The sequence below is a fragment of the Kribbella sp. NPDC056345 genome, from assembly GCF_042262745.1.
Lineage (GTDB): Bacteria > Actinomycetota > Actinomycetes > Propionibacteriales > Kribbellaceae > Kribbella.
This window is the reverse complement of sequence record NZ_JBHJQQ010000001.1, coordinates 196,288-216,983: the sequence shown is the minus strand read 5'-3', so window position 1 is coordinate 216,983 and position 20,696 is coordinate 196,288. Positions and strand designations below refer to the sequence as shown.

Below are 20,696 nucleotides of genomic sequence, written 5' to 3'. Positions count from 1 at the left end.
AAGGAAACATGATCACCCCCGACGTCGCCCGTGCCCACATCGACGAGATGCACCGTGTCGCCGCGCAGTACCAGCGCGCAGCCGCCGTGCCGTCGCTCTGGCGCCGGCTGCTGACCCGTCACATCCGCCACAGCTGATCAACCTCTCGCGCGACCGGATGGCCACCCGAGTGCCACCGGTCGCGCTCGTGTGTCCGGCCACGAGATAGGCTCTGTCCATGCTCAAGCTTGTCGTGCCGCAGCTCGCGGCCCTCGAGGAGGCCTCCGAGGCCGCCCACATCTCGCCGTGGTGGTACGGCGGGTTCGCGCTCTTCGTCCTGGTCCTGCTGCTGCTCGTCACGGTGATCATGGGCAAGGGCCGGCCGCACAGCTGATATGACTGCCGTCGAGCGGGTCCGCCGGCTGGGTGTGATGGGTGGGACGTTCGACCCGATCCATCACGGCCACCTCGTCGCCGCCAGCGAGGTCCAGGCGTACTTCGATCTGGACGAGGTCATCTTCGTCCCGACCGGCCAGCCCTGGCAGAAGCTCGACCGCGACGTCTCCGAGGCCGAGGACCGGTATCTGATGACGGTGATCGCCACCGCGTCGAACCCGCGGTTCTCGGTCAGCCGGGTCGACATCGACCGGCCGGGACCGACGTACACGATCGACACCCTGCGCGACCTGTCGGCGCTCTACCCGGACGCCGAACTCTTCTTCATCACCGGTGCCGACGCGCTGGCCCAGATCCTCACCTGGCGCGACGTCGACGAGATGTTCAAACTCGCGCAGTTCGTCGGTTGTACCCGGCCCGGGACCGAGAGTCTCGAGCTGCCGCTGGACAAGCTGCCGATGGACCGGATCACCCTGCTGGAAGTCCCGGCACTGGCGATCTCGTCGACCGAATGCCGTGCCCGGGTCGCCAAGGGCAACCCGACCTGGTACCTCGTCCCGGACGGCATCGTCCAGTACATCGCCAAGCGCGAGCTCTACATCAACCGTTAGGACCTTTCATGCCAGCCAGTGAACGCGCTATCGAGCTGCTGACCGCGGCCGCCGAGGCGGCGCACGACAAGAAGGCCGAGAACGTTCTCGCCTTCGACGTCTCCGAGCAGCTCGCCATCACCGACGCCTTCCTGGTCGCATCCGCCTCCAACGATCGGCAGGTGCGGGCCATCGTCGACGCCGTCGAGGAGAAGCTCCGGGTCGACTTCGACGCCAAGCCGGTACGCCGCGAGGGCGCCCGCGAAGGCCGCTGGGTGCTGCTCGACTACCTGGAGATCGTGATCCACGTCCAGCACGACGAGGAGCGCAGCTTCTACTCCCTCGAGCGCTTGTGGCGCGACTGCCCGATCATCAAGCTCCCGTCCGCCGTACCGGGTTCAGACTCGACCTCTGGCTCGACCCCTGGCTCGGCCTCGGGCCCGGCCGAATGACCGCTGGGCGACTGATCGTCTGGCGGCACGGCCGGACCGAGTGGAACCTGCAGGACAAGATCCAGGGCCAGGCCGACATCCCCCTCGACGAGGTGGGCATCGGCCAGGCCCGCGCCGCCGCCGCCCGGCTGGCCGCCCTCGCCCCCACCCGCCTGTTCTCCAGCGACCTCCAGCGCGCCGCCGCCACGGCAGGCGAGCTCGCGCTCCTGACCGGCCTCAAGATCGAGTACGACAAGGCCCTCCGCGAGATCGACGTCGACGACTGGGCCGGCCTCACCCAGGCCGAACTGGCCGCCCGCAACCCCGAAGCCGCCGCCCGCATCAAGGCCAACGAGCCCCAGCGCCGCGGCACCGCCGGCGAAACCGTCGACGAGGTAGCCACCCGCTTCGCCGCCGCCCTGCACCGCATCTCCACCCAAGGCACCGCCGAGGACACCATCGTCATCGCCACCCACGGCATGGCCGCCCGCGTAGGCATCTGCCACTTCCTAGGCATCCCCACCCCCCACTACCCCGCCTTCGGCGGCCTCTCCAACTGCAACTGGGTCTCCCTCCTCCCCAACCGCACCACCGGCTGGCGCATCGAAGAATGGAACGCCGGCTCCCTCCCCGAACCAGTAATGTCCGACGACCCCCAGCGCTAAAGGACACCGCTCCGCGGCGACAGTACTTTTGGTCGCCTCCGGCGACGGCCCGTGTCCGCCGCCTGCACTCGCGCCCGCTGGCGGGCTATCCGTTTGGCGTCGTCTGATGCGCCAGACACAGCATCTCCGCCACCGTCCAGCGCAAGCCCAACACCCCCAGCAACCCTGTCATTTACCTCACCAACCTCAGCCCGACCCTCGATTTTTCTTCTCCGCCCCCCATCCGCTAAACTTCCGGAGTCGCAAGGAACTACACCGCGGGGCTTTGGCGCAGTTGGTAGCGCGCTTCCATGGCATGGAAGAGGTCAGGGGTTCGAATCCCCTAAGCTCCACCATGACGGTCTTACTCGAAACGCCGACAAAATCGGTGAAACCGAGCCGGTCCGTCTTGGTACCCCCAGAACCCCCAACCGTACGGTTGGGGGTTCTGTTCGTCCCGACCCCTGTTCGCCCGTCAGATCGCGTTCTGGCGGCGTTGACGGCATGTTGTGGTTCGGGCGCGGTGTAGTGGATGAACTGGCCGAAGGCGTGGAGATCGTCTACGACCGGCTGCCGCTCGTCGGTGATCCTGCCGTGCTCGTCGATACGGAGGCGACGGTAGAACGTCTCAATCATCAGACGACGAACAGCGTTCGTGGTTCCCTGGTAGAGCTCCTCAGGGGTGCGAAGTAGCTCGGTGTACTGACGAACGACGGCTAGGCCGTTGGCCAGCTTCTCAGCTGTGGCCTCTAGCCGCTCCTCGATACTGCTGCGCTCTACGGCGAGTCTACTGAGTCGTTCGCTGATTTCTTCACGGGAGTATTCGCCTGATTCGATGAAGTCGAGGAGGCGTTGCTTACGGGCGGTCACATCGTTGAGTTGTTTGGTGAGTTGCTCATGGGTGAGTCGGATGGTGTTCTGTTCTTCGGCTGTGATCGCGTGGAGCATGGCTGCGATTTCGTCGGCTTCGGTCTTTTCGAGCTTCAGTGTGCCGAAGTGTTCTGCGATCGCACGCTCGATAGTCTCGACATGTAGAAATGGCAGATCGCATGTACCACGTTGCCGTCCTCGGCAGAGGAAGTAGCGGTAGACAGTGCCGTTACGTCCAGGGGCTTCGATGTAAAGGATTCTGTTGATGCTGTCGTCTGTGCGACAGCGGTTGCAGTAGAGCTTGCCCTTCAGGTAGTGATCCAACGTTCGATCTCGTTGGCCCGCACCACTGCGAGCATCCATGACTGCTTGTACTCGTTCGAACAATTCAGCACTGACGAGTGGTTCGTGATTACCTTTGTGAATCTCTCCCTTATAGGGAACCAGGCCCATGTAGTACGGGTCACGGAGCATGGTGTGCAGTTTTGTTGTCGAGACTGGTTGCAAATTCGGATGCCGTCTAGAGGGGCGAGTCCGAAGTCCGAGGTCATCCATCGTCTCGTACAGTTCCTCGATCGAGTAATTCCCCGTGGCGTACAGCTCGAAGGCTGTAGTAATAAGTGGCCCACGTTCAGGATCGACGCCGATGCTATTGATCATACGGCCGTCGAAGTCGATTCGAGTGTTGAGGTAGCCAAGACGAGCGCGACCATTTGTGCCGCCGCGCCTGGCCTTGTGCTCCATCTTGACACTGATGTCTTGTCCGGTCAGCTTATTTTGGACATCGTTCATGATGTCCGTAAAGCCTTCCATCGCACGAGCCATGATGCCCTCGCCGAAATCTTCGCGTGCAGAGATCAGTTTGACACCGAGCTTCTCTAGCATGCGGCCAGTGATCGCGGCGTCGTAGAAGTCACGGAAAGCACGTGAACGCATGTAAACGATGACGTATCTGACCTCAGGATGCTTCTTTAGGTAAGCAATCATCTCTTGAAAGACAGCACGATCTTCGATGGTTTGAGCCGAGGCGCCAGGCTCGATGAACTCTCGCTTAATGATCGCACCGAGAGAGTCGGACTTGTTAGTTGTCCATTCGCGCTGAGTCGAGATCGAGTTGCCGTCCTGGTCGATATCGGCGGCAGTGTCCATCTGGCGTTTCGATGAAACACGCAAATAAAGGACGGAGAACTCTCCTGACGCCGATAGTGCGTCGGCCGCAAGGGAGCGTCTACTCATAACAGAAACCCTTCCGCGAGAGAGGGACGGCAGTGAAGTGCATGACTTGCGTTGTTAAGCGGTTTCGTGACAATGTCACGTGCTGCGTTGAGCCGTGTTTGTGAAAGACGTACCTCCGCAGCGATAATCGAGACATTGAAATAGCGTGCTAATGCGGATGACGTTTGCAGGCCACTCGCCCAGGCGCTCTTGAGGAGTCGCTTCGGCATCAGGATCGCGCCGGCGAAGTGATCGGCGGCTCGCTCTGCCTGTTCTGCTGCGGTGTAGCGGCTATTACTGACATAGAGCAGATGCGTCCGGCCGTGATCGATGATGTGTTTGAACTCATGCATGAGTGTGAAGCGTTGCCGCACGGGAGCGTCGTTCTTATTGAGGGCGATCACCCAATGACGCTTATCCCAGTGGCTTGTGCCACTGACAGCGGAAGGTAGATCGACGTAGATCACGCGAACTCGTGGCAAGGATGCGACGATCTCGGAGGAAACCGCACCCTCTGTGACGTTGAATAGGGCTAGTAGTCGATTGGCCTGCAATTCGGCAATCTGTTTGGCTTCGGTGAAGTCCGTAGGTCGGTCTGGGATGAGTGATCGCAGCGCAACAAGTACGCTGCGCCCATCGGTAGTTTCGTGGTGCATATGTTCCTCCTTTCGGTTTGTCGTATGTGTTTGGAGCTTGATGGTGGTAGTTATTGTTTTATGCTTCGTCTTCTCCTGGCGCGGGAACACTTCCGTCGTACCCATACTTTTCGAGTACGCGAGCGACTGAAGTCTCGATTTCGTCCATCGCATCTGCGGGCAGACCGCCATACTTTGATCTGAAGTACGGCTGGTAGGTGGGCAATTGACCGTCTGGAATCCAGTTAGCGCAGACAAACACGTCTGTAACAGGTAGGTCCAGAGATTCAGCCAGTGCTCTCAGATTCTCTGCGTGAGGAGAAGGGATTTCTGCATTTTCCAACCTGCTTATGGTTGCGATGTTGATTCCTGAGCGGCGACCTAGTTCCTGAATCGAAAACCCAAGCTCATGCCGTCGTTCCTTTATGAGTTTGGCTAGACGGTTTGCGCTTCTTTTCTTCATTGGTCGATCTCCCAGAGTTTATTTATCAATATTTCCTAACATTCATTGTCCGCCGTTTGTTGCGTAAAATCAACAAGGGTGTCCTATTTCGCAACGTTTATATCCGTTAAATAGGGTAGGATTGCCTGTTGTTATTTTGGATTAATGGGTGGGAGGCGGGCGCATCGAGCGCTCTCGCCTCCCACCCGCGTGAGTGTCCCGCTCAACCTCAAGGGGAGTGGGACGGGTGGACCGAGGGGCGTTAGCTCTTCGGCGCGGACGACCTGGCGGTCGTCTTCTTGGCTGCCGTTGCGGCAACCGGCTTGTCGTCTGCTTCCTCCGTTATGGCGGAAGCGTCGGCCGCTTCGGTGGATGCGACGTCGTCTGTCTGGCTGTTCGACCCAAACAGCGATTCGATCGCTCCACGTCGTTCGGCTGCTTCGAGCTCAATCTTCTTGAGCTCGGCGGTCACCCGATCCTTGAAGTCGGGTGCCGCTTGCTTGGCCTCGATCAGCAGCTTTGCGCCGCGAACAAGGAGCACTTGCAGCGAGAGATCGTCGATCCCCGCAATCGTGCTCAGCTGGGCGTGGATCGGCGTCTGCAACCGGACGCCAATCGTCTTGTAGCTGCCAGGCCTCGTGGGGTTTTCGTCCTCGCTCATCGCGAGTACCTCCTCGGTGTTGGTGCAGCCGGCCACCCCTGTATGGGATGACAGGACGGCTGCACGGCACCGACGAGTCGTCGGTTTCCGTTTGAGTTGTCAAGGTGCGTGGCGAGGGCTTCACCCTTGGCCGTTGAACACCCAGACGCCGCCTGGATGCTCGACGATGTGGACTTCGCCGTCTTGCTGCATGCGCTGGAGCATCACTTGCCAGTCGAAGCGCATGATCCGTTGCAGCCACTCGGGGAGTTTGGCGAGTTCTTCGTCGCCTCCGCGTTCTCCGACGACGTGTTGGGCATAGGCCTCTAGGTCGGGGAAGTCTCCGATGTAGGCATCCGTGAACCGCTCCAGCGTGTGCGTGTCGCGCTGAGGATGAATCTCAGCCCAGGCCGCGAAGGCCAACCCATGTTCCGTGATGCCCTTACCGAGGACGCACACCACATCGAGAGATTCGTTGGGTCCGATGCGAATACCGCCGAAGCCCTCTGCGTTAACGATCTCCCAATCCTCGACCGGTTGGTCCGTCCAGTGAGCGTGTAGCGAACGGGACAGAATCGAACGGACATCTCGGTGGATGTCCTCGAGGTCTTGGCTGGCGTCAATCCAGTCGCCAATCTCGTGACCTTCGGTGTGGTCGGTGACGGATCGGATGTAGATGTGTGGCCGCGATCGCCTGTCGGCTTCGCCCTGTTCGGGATCGCCGGCCACGAGAGCATCTCGACGATCTTTGAGCATCTGTTCGTGCTCGATGAGACCTTCGGCATCGTCCGCGCTGAGCCCGTAGCCGACGTAGCGTTCCAGCTTCTCTCGGTTGGCCCGTCGTTCTTCACCGGCTGCGGTGCGGGCAGCCTCGATCTCGGCTTGCTTTTCGGGGTCGTCGGTGCCGTATGTGTTGACGGCTTCGGGGTTTGGTTGTGGTGGGGGTTGGTGTTCACTCATGTCACCTCCTTTCGTGTTAGTGGTTGGTTCGGGGGGAGTGGCCGTCATGCGGCTTTGTCCTCCGGTGTACCGCGGGCAGTTTGGATGCGGTCGGTGGCGAGGTCAGCGAACTCGGGGTTCAGTTCGACACCCAGCCAGTCACGGCCATGCTTCTCGGCCGCAACAGCTGTTGTTCCGGCGCCCATGAACGGATCGAGGACGATGGCCGGTTCGCTTGGTGCTTCACAAGTACATGTCGCCAGCAACGTTCCGCGGATCGCTGTAGCTCCAAGACGTCGTGTCACTCGTTGGTGTGGTTTAAAGCAGTTGGAGCAGCGAGCTTCAGGACTGCCGGCAAGGATTGCCCGTTCAGCTAGACGCTCTGGGAAGGTCGCGAAGTGTGCTCCTCGGTACGTGCTGGTCGGCAGTTGCCACACATCGCCAATATTTTTTCCAAGGGGATGCCCGACGATGCCGCGTTGCTTCATGGAGACCAACCCACGGATGTTGTCCGTCGAGCGGGCTCGCCACTCCTGAGGAATTGAATCCTTCGCCGAAGCTTGCGGGGTGGTGGGCTTGCTGGTGTGGGGAACCCTGATCGCGTCCAAGTCGAAAAAGTATCTTCGTTGTTTCGTCAGCAGGAACACGACTTCGTACGTGGTCGTCAGCCGGTCCGGCACACTCGACGGCATCGGGTTCGTCTTGCTCCAGATGATCTGATTTCTGACCAACCATCCGTCAGCCGCGAGCGCTGCTGCCAGTCGCGCCGGCCCAAGAAGCAAACTTTTCCTTGGTGAACCCTCTTTGTCGTGGATGGAGTACCGATCGGCCACGTTGAGCCAGAAAGTTCCGGTCGGGGTGAGGACTCGGCGGACTTCGGCGGCAACCTCGGTGAGATTGCTGACCCACTCGTGGATGTTGGCCTCTTGCCCGAGTTGACCGCCTACGCCGTAGTTTCTTAACTGGTAGTACGGAGGAGAAGTCAGGACCATGTCTACCGACTCAGGCGGAAGGTGGCGGAGTTGGTCCAAAGCATCACCGACGAGAATGGTGTTTCGGAGAGGCTTGCTCATGCGGCACCTCCGATCACGGTATCTACAAGCTGATCTGCGGTGATGACCCTGAACAGCGACATGTCGATGTGGCTGCTTTCGAGTGCCGCCGTGATCTTCTCGACTCGTACTTGGCTGGACATGATCCACAGCACGCGGGGAAACAGCCCGTGAGTTTCCTGTTCAACACCGCTCCGGCGGTAGTCCTCGTACAGCTGGCACTTGCGGACGATCGTGGGCGGATGCTCTGTACCAAGATCGACTTCGAGGAACCAGTGATCTTCGTACTCACCCTGAGCGGTCACGGCTGCCAGATCAGGACGAAGAAGCCGACGTTCGCCACTCAGGCCAAGGAAGGGGCGCCAGCTCCAGGGTTCGACCTGTACGCGAACGAGCTCAACCCCCGTGGTGGTGGCCTTGAGAAGCCGGATATGGGTATCGGCCACAGCAATGGTGTGCTTCAGGAGTCGTTCGGACGGTTCTCGGAACCGGTGGGTGCGGGCGTCTGGATCGGCGGCGTGAAGCAGTCGGTTGCCACTTGCAGTTAGCCGCCAGGTGTAACCAGCCGAGCCTGCACGAACTCCGCCGACCCTCCGGTCAAGTGGTGTCACCAACCCCTGTTCGCTAAGTCGCTTCAGGACTCGGTTCGCGCTCCGAGTAGCCGCGAGCTTCGATGCGTGGTCGGTGAAATGCAGGGCTTCGAGGTGACTGGTAGTGAGGAATCGGTACTCTCCGACCGAGCGCAAAATTTCCAAATCACGAGAATTTGCGTCGCGCTGGATGCGCCGGAGAGTGCGTCGGCTGGTACGAGGGGAGGGGGCGGACGAGTCGGGGAGTTGAGCATCGGAGATGGGAGAACTATTACCGGTTCTTAAAGGGGAGTCCTGGCCCTCTGACCAGCGTGAAGGCTGATTCTTGCTCAACGCGATTCGACTAGCGATGCGACGGTTGTCTCCTTCCTGAGGATTGGTCATGTCGTCCTCCGTTTCCGTCCACTCGTTGCTGTCGCTTCGCTCGTGACTTTCGCCGGATCGTCGAGGAGACTGGCGAGGTCTGCTTCGACGGCATCGAGTGACTGTCCGTAGCTGTTTTGACTTGTGCTGCGGATACGGTCGGCGTCGGAAAATGCCGGCGGCAGGGGATTGGTCGCTCCCGCTGCGTATGGAGTGACTTCTCCGTTGTCGGTAGCGAGACTGGCGTACACGCTGTAGGCCGGTAGGGCGGTGAAGTCGTCAGCGGTGATCTCTGGGTGCCCCTTGGCAAGCAACGTTGCATCGTCGTGAGCCAACTGGAAGACGACGCGGGATCGGACGTTACCGAGAAACCCAGCTCGCATCCCCGTACTGAGCTGCGAGGTGTACTGGTGAGCAAGAGTGAACCCTGCACCGAGGCCACGAGCTTGCGCCAATGCGTGGGCGAGGTCGGTCGGCAGGTGCAAGTAGTCCTGTACCTCGTCCACCATCACCATCACTGGGTGACGCTCCTCGGCAGGAAGGGCCAGCCGGCCTTGAATGGCTTGCCATAGTTCGGCAACTGCCAGAGAGCCGGTGAGGCGCGCTGCTTCGGAACCGATGATCTGCTTTCTAAGTGGTACAAGCAAAATCTTCCTCTCGGCCAGAATTTGGCTCATCGTGATCCGCGGTTTCCGCTGTCCAACCACAGCCCGAAGTCCTGGATTGAGCAGGAACGGTCGCATTTTGTTCATGATCGGCGCGATGGCGGTTGCGCGTTCACCGTCTGACAGTGCTTCATACCAAGCCCAAAACGGACCAAGAGCGATGGGATCAGCAGCGGCTACCCGACGAACTACTGAACGGCGAAAGCCAGTGTTGGTGAGGAGTAACGGGACCATTGCCACAGATGCATCACCACGGCGAGCCAACGTCAATAGTGCCGAGTGGACAACATCCTGTGTCCGCGGACCCCATGAATCTGCATAGAGCGAACGAAAGACGCTGAGTAATCCTTCTACCCGAGTTTCTTCACGCCCGCTGCCACTCAGTGGATTGAGTCCAACAGGAGCGGCATCGGTCGGGTCGAGCACGACTACATCTTTTATGCGGTGGTTCGGAATGCGCTCTAGAATATCTGTCACCAAGTCGCCTTTTGGCTCGATGACCACCAGGCCACGTCCCGCAGCAACATCTTGGATTGCCAGGTTGGCGAGCAACGTGGACTTTCCGGTACCGTTTGGTCCGAGAACCCATGTATGCCGCAACGATCCCTGCACACCGTACCCGATTGGTTGTGTATGTCCTGGTGCCTTTGGCGAGGCAATTACTCGATCTGGGTGCACGGGAAGCAAGTCCGAAGGTGGCAGTAGTCGTGGATGCAATCCAGATACACGGGGGTAATCGGATTCACCGAGTGGCCACCCAATCAATCCTGTCAGTTCCGCTACGTTGAGAGCCAACGGCCACCACCAAGGACTGAGTGCTTTGTTCAATCGTCGTGGGCGTTCACCGACGAGACGGAAACGAACTCCAGGGGCATCACTGCTACGAAGGGCGGTAAGCACCCCTGCGATGAGTGATCGACGTCGCTGCGTCGTTTCGGCGCTTACTCCGATGCGGATGGAGCAAGCAAAACCTGACAGTTTCTGTTTAGTCCGAAGTGCGCTTCGAGCTTCTCCGTCCGATCGTCCGGCCGGCCCCGTCAGGAGTCCTGTAGTGCCAGGGGTCGCGTGAGTAGGCACAATGCGAGCAGCCTTTTGCGGACCAAGAATTAGTTGGAGTACCAATTCCTCAGTGTCAAACCCACGCGCCATTGCCGCGAGGATTGCTCGGGTTGACGCTTCTGGGTCATCTGTCCGCAAGGGACGAGAGTGATTACTCAGTCGAACTGATACAGAATGCCTTACAGATGGACGGTGTACGTCGTCAGTCGTGAACCGAGTACCTATGACGACGGATGCAATGGTTGCTTTGACACTGCTTTCCGCCCGACGAGGAACACCAATCAACATCTGTGTCGTGCGACCGGATCGAATCTCCAGGACAAGGCGAGGATTCCGCGGATCGCCACTCCAGAGCTGTAGTAACTCCAATACTCGCTCTGGTGACACTGGGCGCTGAAAGTGCAACTGTAACCACACCAGTTCATCCAAAGGGCTAGGAAACATCGGCGTCTCCTTTGGATTTGGTGCGGGATGCTTGCTGGGCTTTCGCGTCAGCCTCTTCCTGTGCAGCGGCAAACTCTATGACAGCGCGAGCAAGTTTTCGCATGTCTGGTTTGGTGCGTCGTTCGGAATGAACTGAAATTCGGTACTCGCGCTTCCGTGATTTCCCGCTTCGTGCGGGCTGTTTCTTGTTATTCATATACCCTCCTTTCCTGTTGCGTTTGTGCAACATCCTGCAACTAGTTATATGTTGCACAAACGCAACAGGCAATAGGTTTTGCGCATTACACAACAGCGGTGCGACGGTCTTTTCCTCAGTTATATTTGCTGTTTACTTCACGCAAAAAATGTAGGAATTTTTACCAGCGAGAGCGGTACCACCGGATGATCGTGATGACGACCCATAGCAGGCAGGCGGCGACCAGGCCGCCGATGATCCAAGGCAGAATCGGCCGGAGAAACGTCACGGCGACGTTGAGAACCACGACGCAGGCCAGGAGGAGCAAGCAAGTTCGCCAGAGCCACTGCATTGGGTTGCCAGTGGGACCGTTGTGCTCAGCCACGAGACCACCTCCCAGGAGTCGCGGACTGGCTTCCGCTGCGATGGGTCGTCAGGCTGGAGAACAAGGCACGAGCAACTGCTCCAGGTGGATCGGTGTGAATCACAGGGGTGACGGTGATCCGCTCATCGAGGAGACCGTCAATCTGCGTACCGCCGAGTACAACGGCGTGAACGTCACCAGGGAAGAGAGCCAGATTTCGGAGCACCTGGCCCATGTCGTCATCGAACAGTTGGAAGTCACTCAGGATTAGCAGCGTGCGTTGGTGATCCGCGTACTTGTTGGCGAGGCCCGTTGCACGGTCGAGGGATGGCCCCAGGTAACTGCTCCCAGCCGCATCGTGTGGCGTCCGAAGTCCCCGACTCAAACGACGAAGCCCCGATCTGTTGAGAGGTGTTGCAGGTACGTCGCAGCTGGTTGGGCTATCGAAATGGATAACCGTGCCGAGTTCGTGTTTGCTACCTCGACGCGCAACAACCTCGAATGCATGTCGTGCTTCGGCGTATCGGTTGGAAACGGGATCGACTCCAGCAGGACCGATGACCGAACCGGAATCATCCGAAATAATTATCGTGAGCGTCGGCACCTTGGCGGGCCGGCCAGGGTTGCCCAACCGGAAGCTAGTCTCCGGTTGCGACCGTCGAACGCTCCCCGAGCTCCAACGCAGTTCGGCGTTCAGCAGTCGGGTAGGAAGTAGTGCAGGGAGGGCGATCATGCGGCATCACCGCGCAGTCGGCGGCCGATGATGGTTGGTTCCTCGCTAGCGGGGCCGTGTCCCATCACGCCAGGGTTGCGGCGAAGTACTCGCTGACACAGAGCCCCGATATGCCGGCTGGCGGCCGTACCGCGGTGGTCGTGCTCGCGTCGTACTGATTCCGCCTGACCGAGGGCAGTTGCACGCTGTCGGAAGGAGCGCTCTGCACTCAGTCGGGTGTGTTGCTTGACGGCGTTGTCGTATCGCTTCTGGTACGTCGCGAGGAGATCGGCAACGTCGTCGGTGTAGCTGTAGGTGGACAAGAACGAGCCGAGGGCAGTTGCCGCTGCCAGGGCTCCGAATGCCAACCCTGAAACCATGCCCTCAACGGTCCATCGCAGGCTGAAGATGCCGACGCTGACGACGAGGACGATTGTCACGCTGAGCCAGCTGACGAGACGGACAATCGACATGCCAGCATCGATCCCGCAAAACAGATACCGGTAACGCTGTTCGGCCTTGGTGAGCTTGTCGGGGTCGCGTTGTCGCTGCCGTGACATCCGAACGTCCTTCAGATCGGCACCGGCTTGCCCAGAGGTCACCGCAGCAAAACCGGTGGCCAAGGCTTGTCCGAGAGCGATCATGGGAACTTCTCCCAGCATTATCGCTGCACCCAAGATTCCGGCTGTGTCACCGAGACCGAGGATCACCCACCCCAGCAGGTAGCGGTGTTTGGCGAAGCGATCGCGACGGGTGTAGCAGGTGAGGGTGGTAGTCGCGTGATTGAGTTGCTTCCGTGCGACGATCAGCCGCTTTCGACTCGACTTCAGCAACCATGCAAGTTGTTCGGCGTGGGTGGTCAGTCCATCAGCCTGTGCCTGATAAGGACGTGCGGCCGATTCGCCGGCGGCCGCGTAGAGCGACTGCTGTTCGCTTCCCAGCTCGTCGTACTCGGTTTCGACGTAGGTCGTTCCTACTGTGGATGGTCGAGCCGTTGCGGCTGCTTCATCGATCCGTGGAAGGACGATGCTGTCCGCCTCGTCAGTGGCGGCCTGGAGGTTCTGTTCGTGGCTGGTCGGCATCTGATCACCGACCGGTCGTGGTGTAGTCGGTGACAGAGCTGCACTGTTCGGCCTTGGAGCGATGACACACGGCGTTCCAGAACCGGACGACGCCGTCCACGATCGCTGAATCGGCCGGTTTGCCGGTGGCGACCTTGCCGATTCCAGCCACCGTCACCGACGAGCCAGGCAGGGACGGCACAGTGATCCGAGCAGCGATGGCGTTCGCCTCTGCTTGCGACAGCACCTTGCCGCCCAGACTGATGTTCTGTCCGGCCTGGTAACCGTCGCTGACAATCACCAGCTCGAGGCGGTAGCCACTCTTGAGCTGACCGAGGTATTCAGCGGCCAACCGGTATTGGCCGAGGATGTCCGATCCGTTGGGAGACAAAGCTTTCAGTGACGCCGGATAGGCATCCTTGACCTTCTGCAACACATCGTCAACGGCCGTCTGGACGTGACGAAGACGAGCATTGTCCGTAGCTCCCGACAAAGAAATTTCGTGGTCGTACAGGATGACGGTTGCGGCAGTGGTGACCGAGAACGCGGACACGCGGAGATGACCACCACAGACAGCAGTTCGGCGTGCGACGGTTTCGACAACGTTGGTTCGGTCCGCCCCAAGCTGGGCGCTGCGACCACTCCCACTGACGTCGACGTCTACCTTGGCGCCAACCTTCTTGTCCTTGGGGCAGGTAGTGAGAAGTTGCTTGTCTTGAGCGAATTGACCGGTGTCGCCGGCCTTCGGACCACATGCAGTGAGGGCAACTGTGGCAGTGATGACAGCCGTTGCCGAAGCTGCTGCAAGTCGTAGTGTGCGTACGTTCACGGTGCTCAGTTCCTCCGTTTGCGGGGAGGCTTCGTTCGTCTGAGACGAGAGAAGCCGTCGGCTCAGATGAGCTGACGGCTTGAACGTAGGGACGCTATGGCGGGCTTATGGCGATGAACTAACGGGGGCGGCGGGCGTGCTCGCGCAGCATGCGGACAGCTTCACCGGAGTACACGGCGGGTGCCACAGTAGACAGTTTCTCGCAGATGGTTGTGAGTTCATCGGCGTAGCGATCGATGTCCTCGTCGCTCCAACCTGTATCCGCGATACCACCGGTGAATGCCCTGACAGCTTCCGTGATCTCTCCGACTTCGAGCCACTCGTAAGCGGACTCCAGGTGGCCAGAGGCGACAAGCGGCTCTAAGCGCCACATCCAATTTTTCAGTTCGGCGACGTACGAGCGATACGGGTTCGGTTCGGTGGGTTCAGAGGGTAAGCGTTCCAGGTAGTGCAGTTCCGTTTAGAATTAATAGGTGAGCGTGTAGGCCGAGATGATTCCTTCGCCGTATGGTTCAACGATGACACGGAGTTTCACGCCGTCGAAAGTTCCATCGACTCTGAAGCGGGCAGGGATTGCGAACTCCACATCCGACATCTTGTGCCATGGATTGAATAGAGTGTCGGGCTCTCCGCTGAAATCATCGTCTCCGCGTGTCCATCGCGATGATGGATCACTCGCAACAGACTGAGCCGCTTCAAACATTTTATCATCTGACCAATCGGCCGGAAATAGCGTCTTGCCAAGTTCGCGTGCAGCAGCGCGGTCAGAATGGAGCTCGGCAATGTGATCCATACGGTATGGGGAAAGGTAACTCCCGCGTTCCCTAATCTCGGGCGTCACTTCGAGAGCTTCGCCCTCTATATCCTGCTCATCTGGACCGCCGTACCGCCCGCTCATCGGTGGACGGTTGGACGCTTCGTGGCTGTAACGGCGTTTGGCGTCGTATGGGTCTGAGTCGGTGGACATGGCCTGTTCCTCTACACTCGACTTAGTGAAAGGTACCGCCCATCCGCAGTGTTCCGCCAGCCGCAGAGGGAAACTTGATGCCGAGCCCGATACCGTCAGAAAACGTTACCGCGGCAGCACAATACCTGCATACGCTTCTAGCGAGTCGCCCTGAGTACAGGCAGCGGTGGGCAATCCACGCAAAGAGGATGCGATCCGGTGATGTCAGCTACGCGGCAATCTCCCAAGTAGTTGCGCTCCACTTGTGGGACTCGGGCTTGAAATCTGATACTGATCGAGGTCTCCCACGCCGGCTACGGGACAGAATCCGCCAAGCACTGCTTGGTGAGCAACTTGCGCATGAGACGCTGACGTGGATCACGGAAGCATTTAACTTTGACGTTGAGGATTCGCGCCGAGTGTGGGGATTGCTGGCGGGCAAGAGTGCAACCGATCTTGGAGGTGAGGGAGTTGCGTTCACCCTTACACATCCAGCCGTTCCGCTTGTCAAGCCACAGAACCACCGAACGATAGCCCTGTTCTCACGTTATTTCATCGAGCCGAAACACTCGCTGTACCGGATCGAAACTAGTCACATCATCGCCGCCCTTGAAGATCGCGTTACCTCGTACGGCTACAGCCCGCGTGACACGGTAGAGGAAGTCATCGTTGACTCCGGTGGCCGCTTCGTCGGCCTGCATGACAGTGACCCTGGGTTCGTCGGAGTCGAGATCGAACTCGATCCACCTCTGATGCTGGGGCAGCACTCATCACTCCAATACTCCACGATCCATCAGAGAGAAACCCAACCGCGGAATCAGGTACTGAGGGCGGCGAGGAAACGTCTTGAGAACGTCGATATGCGAGTAATCTTCGACGGACAGCCACCTCGTAGGAGCTGGTGGTGCCATTGGGACGGTTACGCCGGCGGCCAGCCGAGCTACGAGGTATCAGTTGATCTTTCTGCCACCTCAGAACTGCATCAGTTCGTGCCATACCTCGAACAGGCTGTCGTCGGGTTCCGCTGGGAGTGGTGAGTTTGCGGTGCAGGTAGGATTAAAGACGGTTATGATTTAATATGAATGTATGGCAGTGCGCAACTCACATAGCAATAAAGAAAAAGGGGACGAACAACGGCATAGATGGATCACGACTGTCTACACCGTCGTCGTCGTAGCCTTCGTCTTAATAATTGCGTACATCAATCCGTTTACTGGACCGTACTTAAAGTATCCAGTCTACTATGCTACTTGCGGGCATCAGCCAATCATCGCTACCCAGTTTATGAGCAGTGCTTACATGACTCCAGACATGAATGCTTACAGAGTGGAGCCCTTCAATGACAAATTCTTCTGTTCCGAGAACGACGCAAAGTCTGCGGGGTATCCGAAAATGATTGACACACCGACTTAATAAGACTGATGCGTGCTGCGCAGAGAGGTTTTGCTCAAGTCAGCTCGTCGGTCAACGATCGTCTAATTTCCGTTCGAGCTGCGTTCTATCACGCTTGCGTTTCCGTGCACACAGTCATAAACTGAAAAGCAATGGTAAGTACTAGCAACAAAAGAAGACGTATCACTATCATCGTCGTGCTGATTATTCTGGCTGGATTGCTGGTCGCCTGGGCACTCCGCAACGACACGTTGCATGCGGTAGATCGAGACGACATACATGCAGAGCTCGAATCAATAGTTTCTAAGTCAGATCCCGCCGGCAATGTAGAGTACTCCGATGTCGTAGATCAGGGCTGCGACAGCGGTAATTCTGTGGGGCTCGACCTTTGGACCCACTGTGCCATATCCGGTAGAAGATTTTATCGATCCCAAGGCACGCCAAGTGTTGACCTTCGACCACTGGACCAGGCACTGATTGCCAACGGATGGAAGAGGAGTCTCAAGACTGGGCAAACTCCTGCCGACTTCGACCAGATTCTCACTACGCCCGCGGAAGATGGGTTGGCGCTTTATGAGCGCGGTAGTATTCCGCTCGTGGTGTCGCAGCATATATATGAAGGCAACAACCCATCGCGACATGATGAAGTGATTGATGCACTCATCAAGAATGGGGCATTATCCACACCGGCCTCAAGCGAGTCGATACTCAGAGTGGATATCAGCGTGATGTATTGGTCATGCCATGCATCTATTCTGAAGTTGCCTTGTCCTGCACCACCGAGTAAACCACAGTAACTAAGAGCCGAAGAGCCTCACCTTCACGCCATTTTGCGACAGGCGCGAAGGTGAGGCTCAGTCTTGGGTTAAGCTCCGACTTCAGCGGGCCATTGCATCTGCCGCAAGTTCAGCGTACTTCGCCTGGCCCATCGCGTTGGGATGAAAGACGTACTTCTGGTTAATAGCTGCGACGTTCACATTCTGGAAATAGGGCACTTCGGTAGAGCACAGCTCGTGCCCCTCAAACGGAGACCCTGCCGCATTCACATCGACAAAATGTAGTCGGCTGCCGAGAGCAGGATCACTGGACTGCACCTCCAGCACTGCATCACGAATCTTGTCGTTCAGCCTTGTAGTGATGTCACGTGCCGCTTGAGCATCAGACCAGTTGGGGTAGAAGCCGCTGTCCCACAGAAGGTAGCAGGCTGGAATCGGAGGGTCGCCCGATTCTTTCTCCGGCGTGACATACGGATATCCGAGGACGTAGACGTCTGCAATCGGCGCCTTATCAAGAATTTTGTTGTACGTCTCCACCAAGGCTGTCGGTAACGTATTGTTCAGCTTGTTCAACGCAACGGCGTACGCATCGCTGCCGATAGCACACGTCCCAACGATGCATGCGTAACTGAACGGCCCGAACCCTATATCGTTACCGCCGATCGTGACTGTGACAAAGTTGGTCTGACCGCTGAGCCGTGTCCACTGGGTCGGTTCTGTATTGAAGCTTTCAGCAGTGGTTATATTCTTTGTCTCCGCTCCAGAGCATGCAGCAAATCCGTTAGGCTGGAAGTCGAGATCGATATCTTCTCTCTGTGAGAGCAGGAACGGATACGCCTGTTCGCTTCGGTGGCATTCGTCACTACCAGGTTCATCTATTCCAGGATCGTCAGTGCCGGCGATGAACGGCTCCAACGCTTCTCCAGAGGAGAACGAGTCTCCAAGTGCAACGTAGTTCACCCGAGGTTGCGACGGCACATTAGCTGCAAGGATCGTTCCATGGAGATAATCCATACCCAGCCCCGACACCTTGACTGCTCGGAGCTTCATGTCTGCACTGTAGTAGCAATCATCGGTGCAGACGCCGACATTCAAGTAGACCGCACCAGGACCAACCATGCCGGACATATCATTGTTGAGTGCCTTATATCCATAGACCGGACCTTGTGTGTCGTCATGGTTGCCCCGCATCGTTTGCGAGTAGATCACGTTGCCGCTCGTCAGGTTGATAGCCTGGATTTCGACAGACGGCACGCTCGTTGTGGAATCAATCTGTTCCATCAGGTTGCGTACGACGACGAGATTCCCAGCCGTATCGACAACCACATAACTGCTGGTATAGGTGTTGCCCGAGGAATCATGGTCGTGAAACGTGATCGTTCTGATCTTCTGACCGCTCCCATTGACGTATACGAAATTGTCTACGAACTCCTCGGGAACCGCCGCGGTACCGCCCTCCATTAGTTGCTCCCTGACGTCCACGACCACTCCGCCGTTCGGAGCAGGGAAGACTCCATTGCTCATACCTCCCCAGTCGGTTGGCGCTCCAGGAGTAGACACGGTAGTCGTCCACGCAGTCGCCTGCGTGATCGGATTGACCGACGACACCTGAGATAAATCTGGTTCGCCATCTTCGCCCGCGATCGACCCGCCCTCAAACATAGTCCCTTGAGCGTTCACATTGCCGACCGAGAAACTGTTCAGCGGAACGTTAAGCAGAATCTGACCGCTGTAGCTGACAATGGCTGTTCGCCTTTGCCATGACGAAGGTTGCGGGCCACTAATAATGATGCCGCCGGTGTACGCACGAAGCGGATAGAGCCCGTCGTACTGGATGCCTGAATACGCCTGGAGTACCTTCGTGGGCTGTGTCCGATTCGGTGCGAGATTCGGAGCCAGCCCGACGATACTTGAGCCGACGGTGAAGTAGATGTTGCCGTCTGCGCCAACAACCGGATCAGATCCACCGGTCCCCATGTAGTACTTCCACTTCAGGGTGCCGTCGTGGCTATAGGCCAGCAGCGTCTTTGACCACGCGGGACGGCCGTACAGGTCGCCGTTCTTGTCTATCGCTGGAACAGCGATGCAGTTATGTGTCTCACCACTGACAGGCGCGGTCCGGTCCAGTTGACGCGTAACGCTCCCTGTCGCACTGTAGGTGGTGAGATCTTGCGTCATCGGATCACCAGGCTCGTAATTGCAGCCGACAGTTAACTCGCCCTGAGGGCTGGACGCTATCTGGTCCGTCCTCCGTGAATCTGAGGTGAGGGCCGGCCACAAGAGCTCCGGCATCGATTCCGCGGCTGACGCCGAACCTGGAGTTACCATCACAAGACCTGAAGCCAATAACCCAGAAGTAGCAACTAAGACTGCTACATACCGTTTTCGAGACACGTTCGCCATTCCGTCCCCACCTTTTGAAGTTTCTTATGGCCACACGTACAGGCCTAGCGTCCGCGACGCTCAATTTACGGTCAACGACTGAAAGGAATGAGTTGAGTACCCCTACGCCTCAGAGGGAGACGAGCGGCCACGATCCACGTAGCGTTGGCCGCACGATGGCATCTGAGCGAGCGATCTGGGAGGCGCGGTGTCACCACGACCGACAGCAACGACCGACGACGAGAGCGCCGGCTACTTCCTCGATGCGGCAGCCCAGCTGATCGATGCCATGTTCGTCGTCTCAGAGGAGGACAGGCCGCGACGACTACGCTCCATCGACTTTCCGGCGGCACTCCAGTGGCTCCGCCTGGAGGATGTGATCACTCTCGCTCAGGATGGGCGTGATCAGGGCGCGAGTCACAAGGCCTTTCACAACCGGTGGAAGTCGAAGGAAGCGTTTGTGAAGGATGCGATCATCCACACGATGTTGTTCCGTGATGCGCCGAACGCTGATCCCGCGCTCCAGCGTGTCGAGATGGCCGCGGTTGCGGATGCAACTGACGTAGCAGCTGCGATCGCCCTCTTCAGCGATTCCATGCTGAGCAGTCTGCTCTCGTACCCGAGATCGTTCCTTCTACTCCACATAGGTCCGCTGCTCGACCAACATCCAGATTTGAAAGAAGCGATTGTGGAGGACATGAGGCGGGCACTCGCTCCGTGGCATGAGGGGTACGCCGCGCTGTTCGAGAGTTTCGGAGTTCGCATGCGCCCTGGATGGAACATCGAACGATACGGACTCACATTGCAGTCCATGTTGGACGGTTTCCTGATGCGCTCCCGTGTTCAGGCGCCACAGATGGAGGCTTGCCGAACGGATGTGAGCCTCTTTGGGCAAGCTGTGGTCGCTTTTACCCTTGGCATTCTTGATGTGGACAATCAAGAGCATACCGTGAATGAAGCCCTCAACTCCGTGATCGAGTAACTGTAGACGAGCCTTGGTTGTGGATAACCAACGGCGTAGAGAGAGTCAACTGCCTCCCTACCACTGTTGACGTCGATGATTCCTAGTTGGAGGCTATCCGACAGACAGTGGTTGGCTTTGGTG

23 protein-coding genes, 1 tRNA gene and 1 pseudogene are annotated in these 20,696 nt (G+C 58.3%); 12 read left to right on the top strand and 13 right to left on the bottom strand.

Annotation, left to right across the window (positions count from 1 at the left end; all coding sequences use genetic code 11):
• Positions 1-8: 8 nt before the first annotated feature.
• The 8 genes from ACFCV3_RS01065 to ACFCV3_RS01030 all read left to right on the top strand — a co-directional run bounded on the left by ACFCV3_RS01065 (position 9) and on the right by ACFCV3_RS01030 (position 3,075).
• Positions 9-137, top strand: coding sequence for a hypothetical protein (locus tag ACFCV3_RS01065; RefSeq protein WP_272948569.1), 129 nt, complete (start codon positions 9-11; stop codon positions 135-137).
• A gap of 80 nt (positions 138-217) precedes the next feature.
• Positions 218-373 (top strand): hypothetical protein, encoded by a 156-nt coding sequence (locus ACFCV3_RS01060; RefSeq protein ID WP_344149127.1) that lies wholly within the window; start codon positions 218-220, stop codon positions 371-373.
• A 37-nt stretch (positions 374-410) separates the two neighbouring features.
• Positions 411-986 carry a nicotinate-nucleotide adenylyltransferase gene (gene nadD / locus ACFCV3_RS01055; protein WP_376026429.1) on the top strand — a complete coding sequence of 192 codons (576 nt, stop codon included), beginning with the start codon at positions 411-413 and terminating at the stop codon, positions 984-986.
• An 8-nt stretch (positions 987-994) separates the two neighbouring features.
• Positions 995-1,417 (top strand): ribosome silencing factor, encoded by a 423-nt coding sequence (rsfS, locus tag ACFCV3_RS01050; protein WP_376024929.1) that lies wholly within the window; start codon positions 995-997, stop codon positions 1,415-1,417.
• Positions 1,414-2,061, top strand: a complete 648-nt coding sequence (locus tag ACFCV3_RS01045; RefSeq protein WP_376024927.1) for a histidine phosphatase family protein — start codon at positions 1,414-1,416, stop codon at positions 2,059-2,061. The genes rsfS and ACFCV3_RS01045 overlap by 4 nt, the downstream gene beginning before the upstream one ends.
• 259 nt (positions 2,062-2,320) lie before the next feature.
• Positions 2,321-2,396, top strand: a tRNA-Ala gene (locus ACFCV3_RS01040).
• 172 nt (positions 2,397-2,568) lie between these two features.
• Positions 2,569-2,733, top strand: a complete 165-nt coding sequence (locus ACFCV3_RS01035; RefSeq protein ID WP_376024925.1) for a hypothetical protein — start codon at positions 2,569-2,571, stop codon at positions 2,731-2,733.
• A gap of 204 nt (positions 2,734-2,937) precedes the next feature.
• Positions 2,938-3,075, top strand: coding sequence for a hypothetical protein (locus ACFCV3_RS01030; protein ID WP_376024923.1), 138 nt, complete (start codon positions 2,938-2,940; stop codon positions 3,073-3,075).
• A 198-nt stretch (positions 3,076-3,273) separates the two neighbouring features.
• On the opposite strand, the pseudogene ACFCV3_RS01025 reads toward ACFCV3_RS01030, so the two are convergent.
• The 9 genes and pseudogenes from ACFCV3_RS01025 to ACFCV3_RS00985 all read right to left on the bottom strand — a co-directional run.
• Positions 3,274-4,146 (bottom strand): annotated as a pseudogene (locus ACFCV3_RS01025) (recombinase family protein); the annotation flags it as partial.
• Positions 4,143-4,886: an ImmA/IrrE family metallo-endopeptidase gene (locus ACFCV3_RS01020; RefSeq protein WP_376024921.1), complete on the bottom strand. Its 744-nt coding sequence runs from the start codon at positions 4,884-4,886 to the stop codon at positions 4,143-4,145. The pseudogene ACFCV3_RS01025 and the gene ACFCV3_RS01020, both read right to left, overlap by 4 nt.
• Complete coding sequence (locus ACFCV3_RS01015) at positions 4,840-5,223, bottom strand: helix-turn-helix domain-containing protein (protein ID WP_376024919.1); 384 nt, start codon at positions 5,221-5,223, stop codon at positions 4,840-4,842. The genes ACFCV3_RS01020 and ACFCV3_RS01015 overlap by 47 nt, the downstream gene beginning before the upstream one ends.
• 241 nt (positions 5,224-5,464) lie before the next feature.
• Positions 5,465-5,863 carry a hypothetical protein gene (locus ACFCV3_RS01010; protein WP_376024917.1) on the bottom strand — a complete coding sequence of 133 codons (399 nt, stop codon included), beginning with the start codon at positions 5,861-5,863 and terminating at the stop codon, positions 5,465-5,467.
• A gap of 120 nt (positions 5,864-5,983) precedes the next feature.
• Positions 5,984-6,802 (bottom strand): antirestriction protein ArdA, encoded by an 819-nt coding sequence (locus tag ACFCV3_RS01005; protein ID WP_376024915.1) that lies wholly within the window; start codon positions 6,800-6,802, stop codon positions 5,984-5,986.
• Positions 6,803-6,846: 44 nt separating this feature from the next.
• Positions 6,847-7,854, bottom strand: coding sequence for a DNA-methyltransferase (locus ACFCV3_RS01000; RefSeq protein WP_376024913.1), 1,008 nt, complete (start codon positions 7,852-7,854; stop codon positions 6,847-6,849).
• Positions 7,851-8,807, bottom strand: coding sequence for a replication-relaxation family protein (locus ACFCV3_RS00995; protein ID WP_376024911.1), 957 nt, complete (start codon positions 8,805-8,807; stop codon positions 7,851-7,853). The genes ACFCV3_RS01000 and ACFCV3_RS00995 overlap by 4 nt, the downstream gene beginning before the upstream one ends.
• Positions 8,804-10,003 (bottom strand): type IV secretory system conjugative DNA transfer family protein, encoded by a 1,200-nt coding sequence (locus ACFCV3_RS00990; protein WP_376024910.1) that lies wholly within the window; start codon positions 10,001-10,003, stop codon positions 8,804-8,806. Before ACFCV3_RS00990 ends, ACFCV3_RS00995 begins: the two co-directional genes overlap by 4 nt.
• 940 nt (positions 10,004-10,943) lie before the next feature.
• Positions 10,944-11,150, bottom strand: coding sequence for a hypothetical protein (locus ACFCV3_RS00985; protein ID WP_376024908.1), 207 nt, complete (start codon positions 11,148-11,150; stop codon positions 10,944-10,946).
• A gap of 458 nt (positions 11,151-11,608) precedes the next feature.
• Between ACFCV3_RS00985 and ACFCV3_RS00980 the strand changes: the two genes are divergently transcribed.
• Positions 11,609-11,764: a hypothetical protein gene (locus ACFCV3_RS00980; protein WP_376024906.1), complete on the top strand. Its 156-nt coding sequence runs from the start codon at positions 11,609-11,611 to the stop codon at positions 11,762-11,764.
• Between the two features lie 458 nt (positions 11,765-12,222).
• Here the strand turns inward: ACFCV3_RS00980 and ACFCV3_RS00975 are convergent, their stop codons facing one another.
• The 3 genes from ACFCV3_RS00975 to ACFCV3_RS00965 all read right to left on the bottom strand — a co-directional run bounded on the left by ACFCV3_RS00975 (position 12,223) and on the right by ACFCV3_RS00965 (position 15,062).
• The gene (locus tag ACFCV3_RS00975; RefSeq protein ID WP_376024904.1) at positions 12,223-13,287 is read right to left on the bottom strand and encodes a hypothetical protein; all 1,065 of its coding nucleotides are present in this window, start codon (positions 13,285-13,287) and stop codon (positions 12,223-12,225) included.
• A gap of 4 nt (positions 13,288-13,291) precedes the next feature.
• Entirely contained in the window at positions 13,292-14,095 is an 804-nt protein-coding gene (locus ACFCV3_RS00970) for a hypothetical protein (protein ID WP_376024902.1), read from the bottom strand.
• Between the two features lie 466 nt (positions 14,096-14,561).
• Positions 14,562-15,062, bottom strand: a complete 501-nt coding sequence (locus ACFCV3_RS00965) for an EndoU domain-containing protein (protein WP_376024900.1) — start codon at positions 15,060-15,062, stop codon at positions 14,562-14,564.
• Positions 15,063-15,460: 398 nt separating this feature from the next.
• Here ACFCV3_RS00965 and ACFCV3_RS00960 point away from each other — a divergent pair, with 398 nt between their 5' ends.
• On the top strand, positions 15,461-16,078 hold the full coding sequence (locus ACFCV3_RS00960) for a hypothetical protein (protein ID WP_376024898.1): 618 nt from the start codon (positions 15,461-15,463) through the stop codon (positions 16,076-16,078).
• Positions 16,079-16,630: 552 nt separating this feature from the next.
• Positions 16,631-17,230: a hypothetical protein gene (locus tag ACFCV3_RS00955; protein WP_376024896.1), complete on the top strand. Its 600-nt coding sequence runs from the start codon at positions 16,631-16,633 to the stop codon at positions 17,228-17,230.
• 81 nt (positions 17,231-17,311) lie between these two features.
• Here the strand turns inward: ACFCV3_RS00955 and ACFCV3_RS00950 are convergent, their stop codons facing one another.
• Positions 17,312-19,387: an SGNH/GDSL hydrolase family protein gene (locus tag ACFCV3_RS00950; RefSeq protein WP_376024894.1), complete on the bottom strand. Its 2,076-nt coding sequence runs from the start codon at positions 19,385-19,387 to the stop codon at positions 17,312-17,314.
• A 412-nt stretch (positions 19,388-19,799) separates the two neighbouring features.
• Between ACFCV3_RS00950 and ACFCV3_RS00945 the strand changes: the two genes are divergently transcribed.
• Entirely contained in the window at positions 19,800-20,573 is a 774-nt protein-coding gene (locus ACFCV3_RS00945) for a hypothetical protein (protein ID WP_376024892.1), read from the top strand.
• Positions 20,574-20,696: the final 123 nt, after the last annotated feature.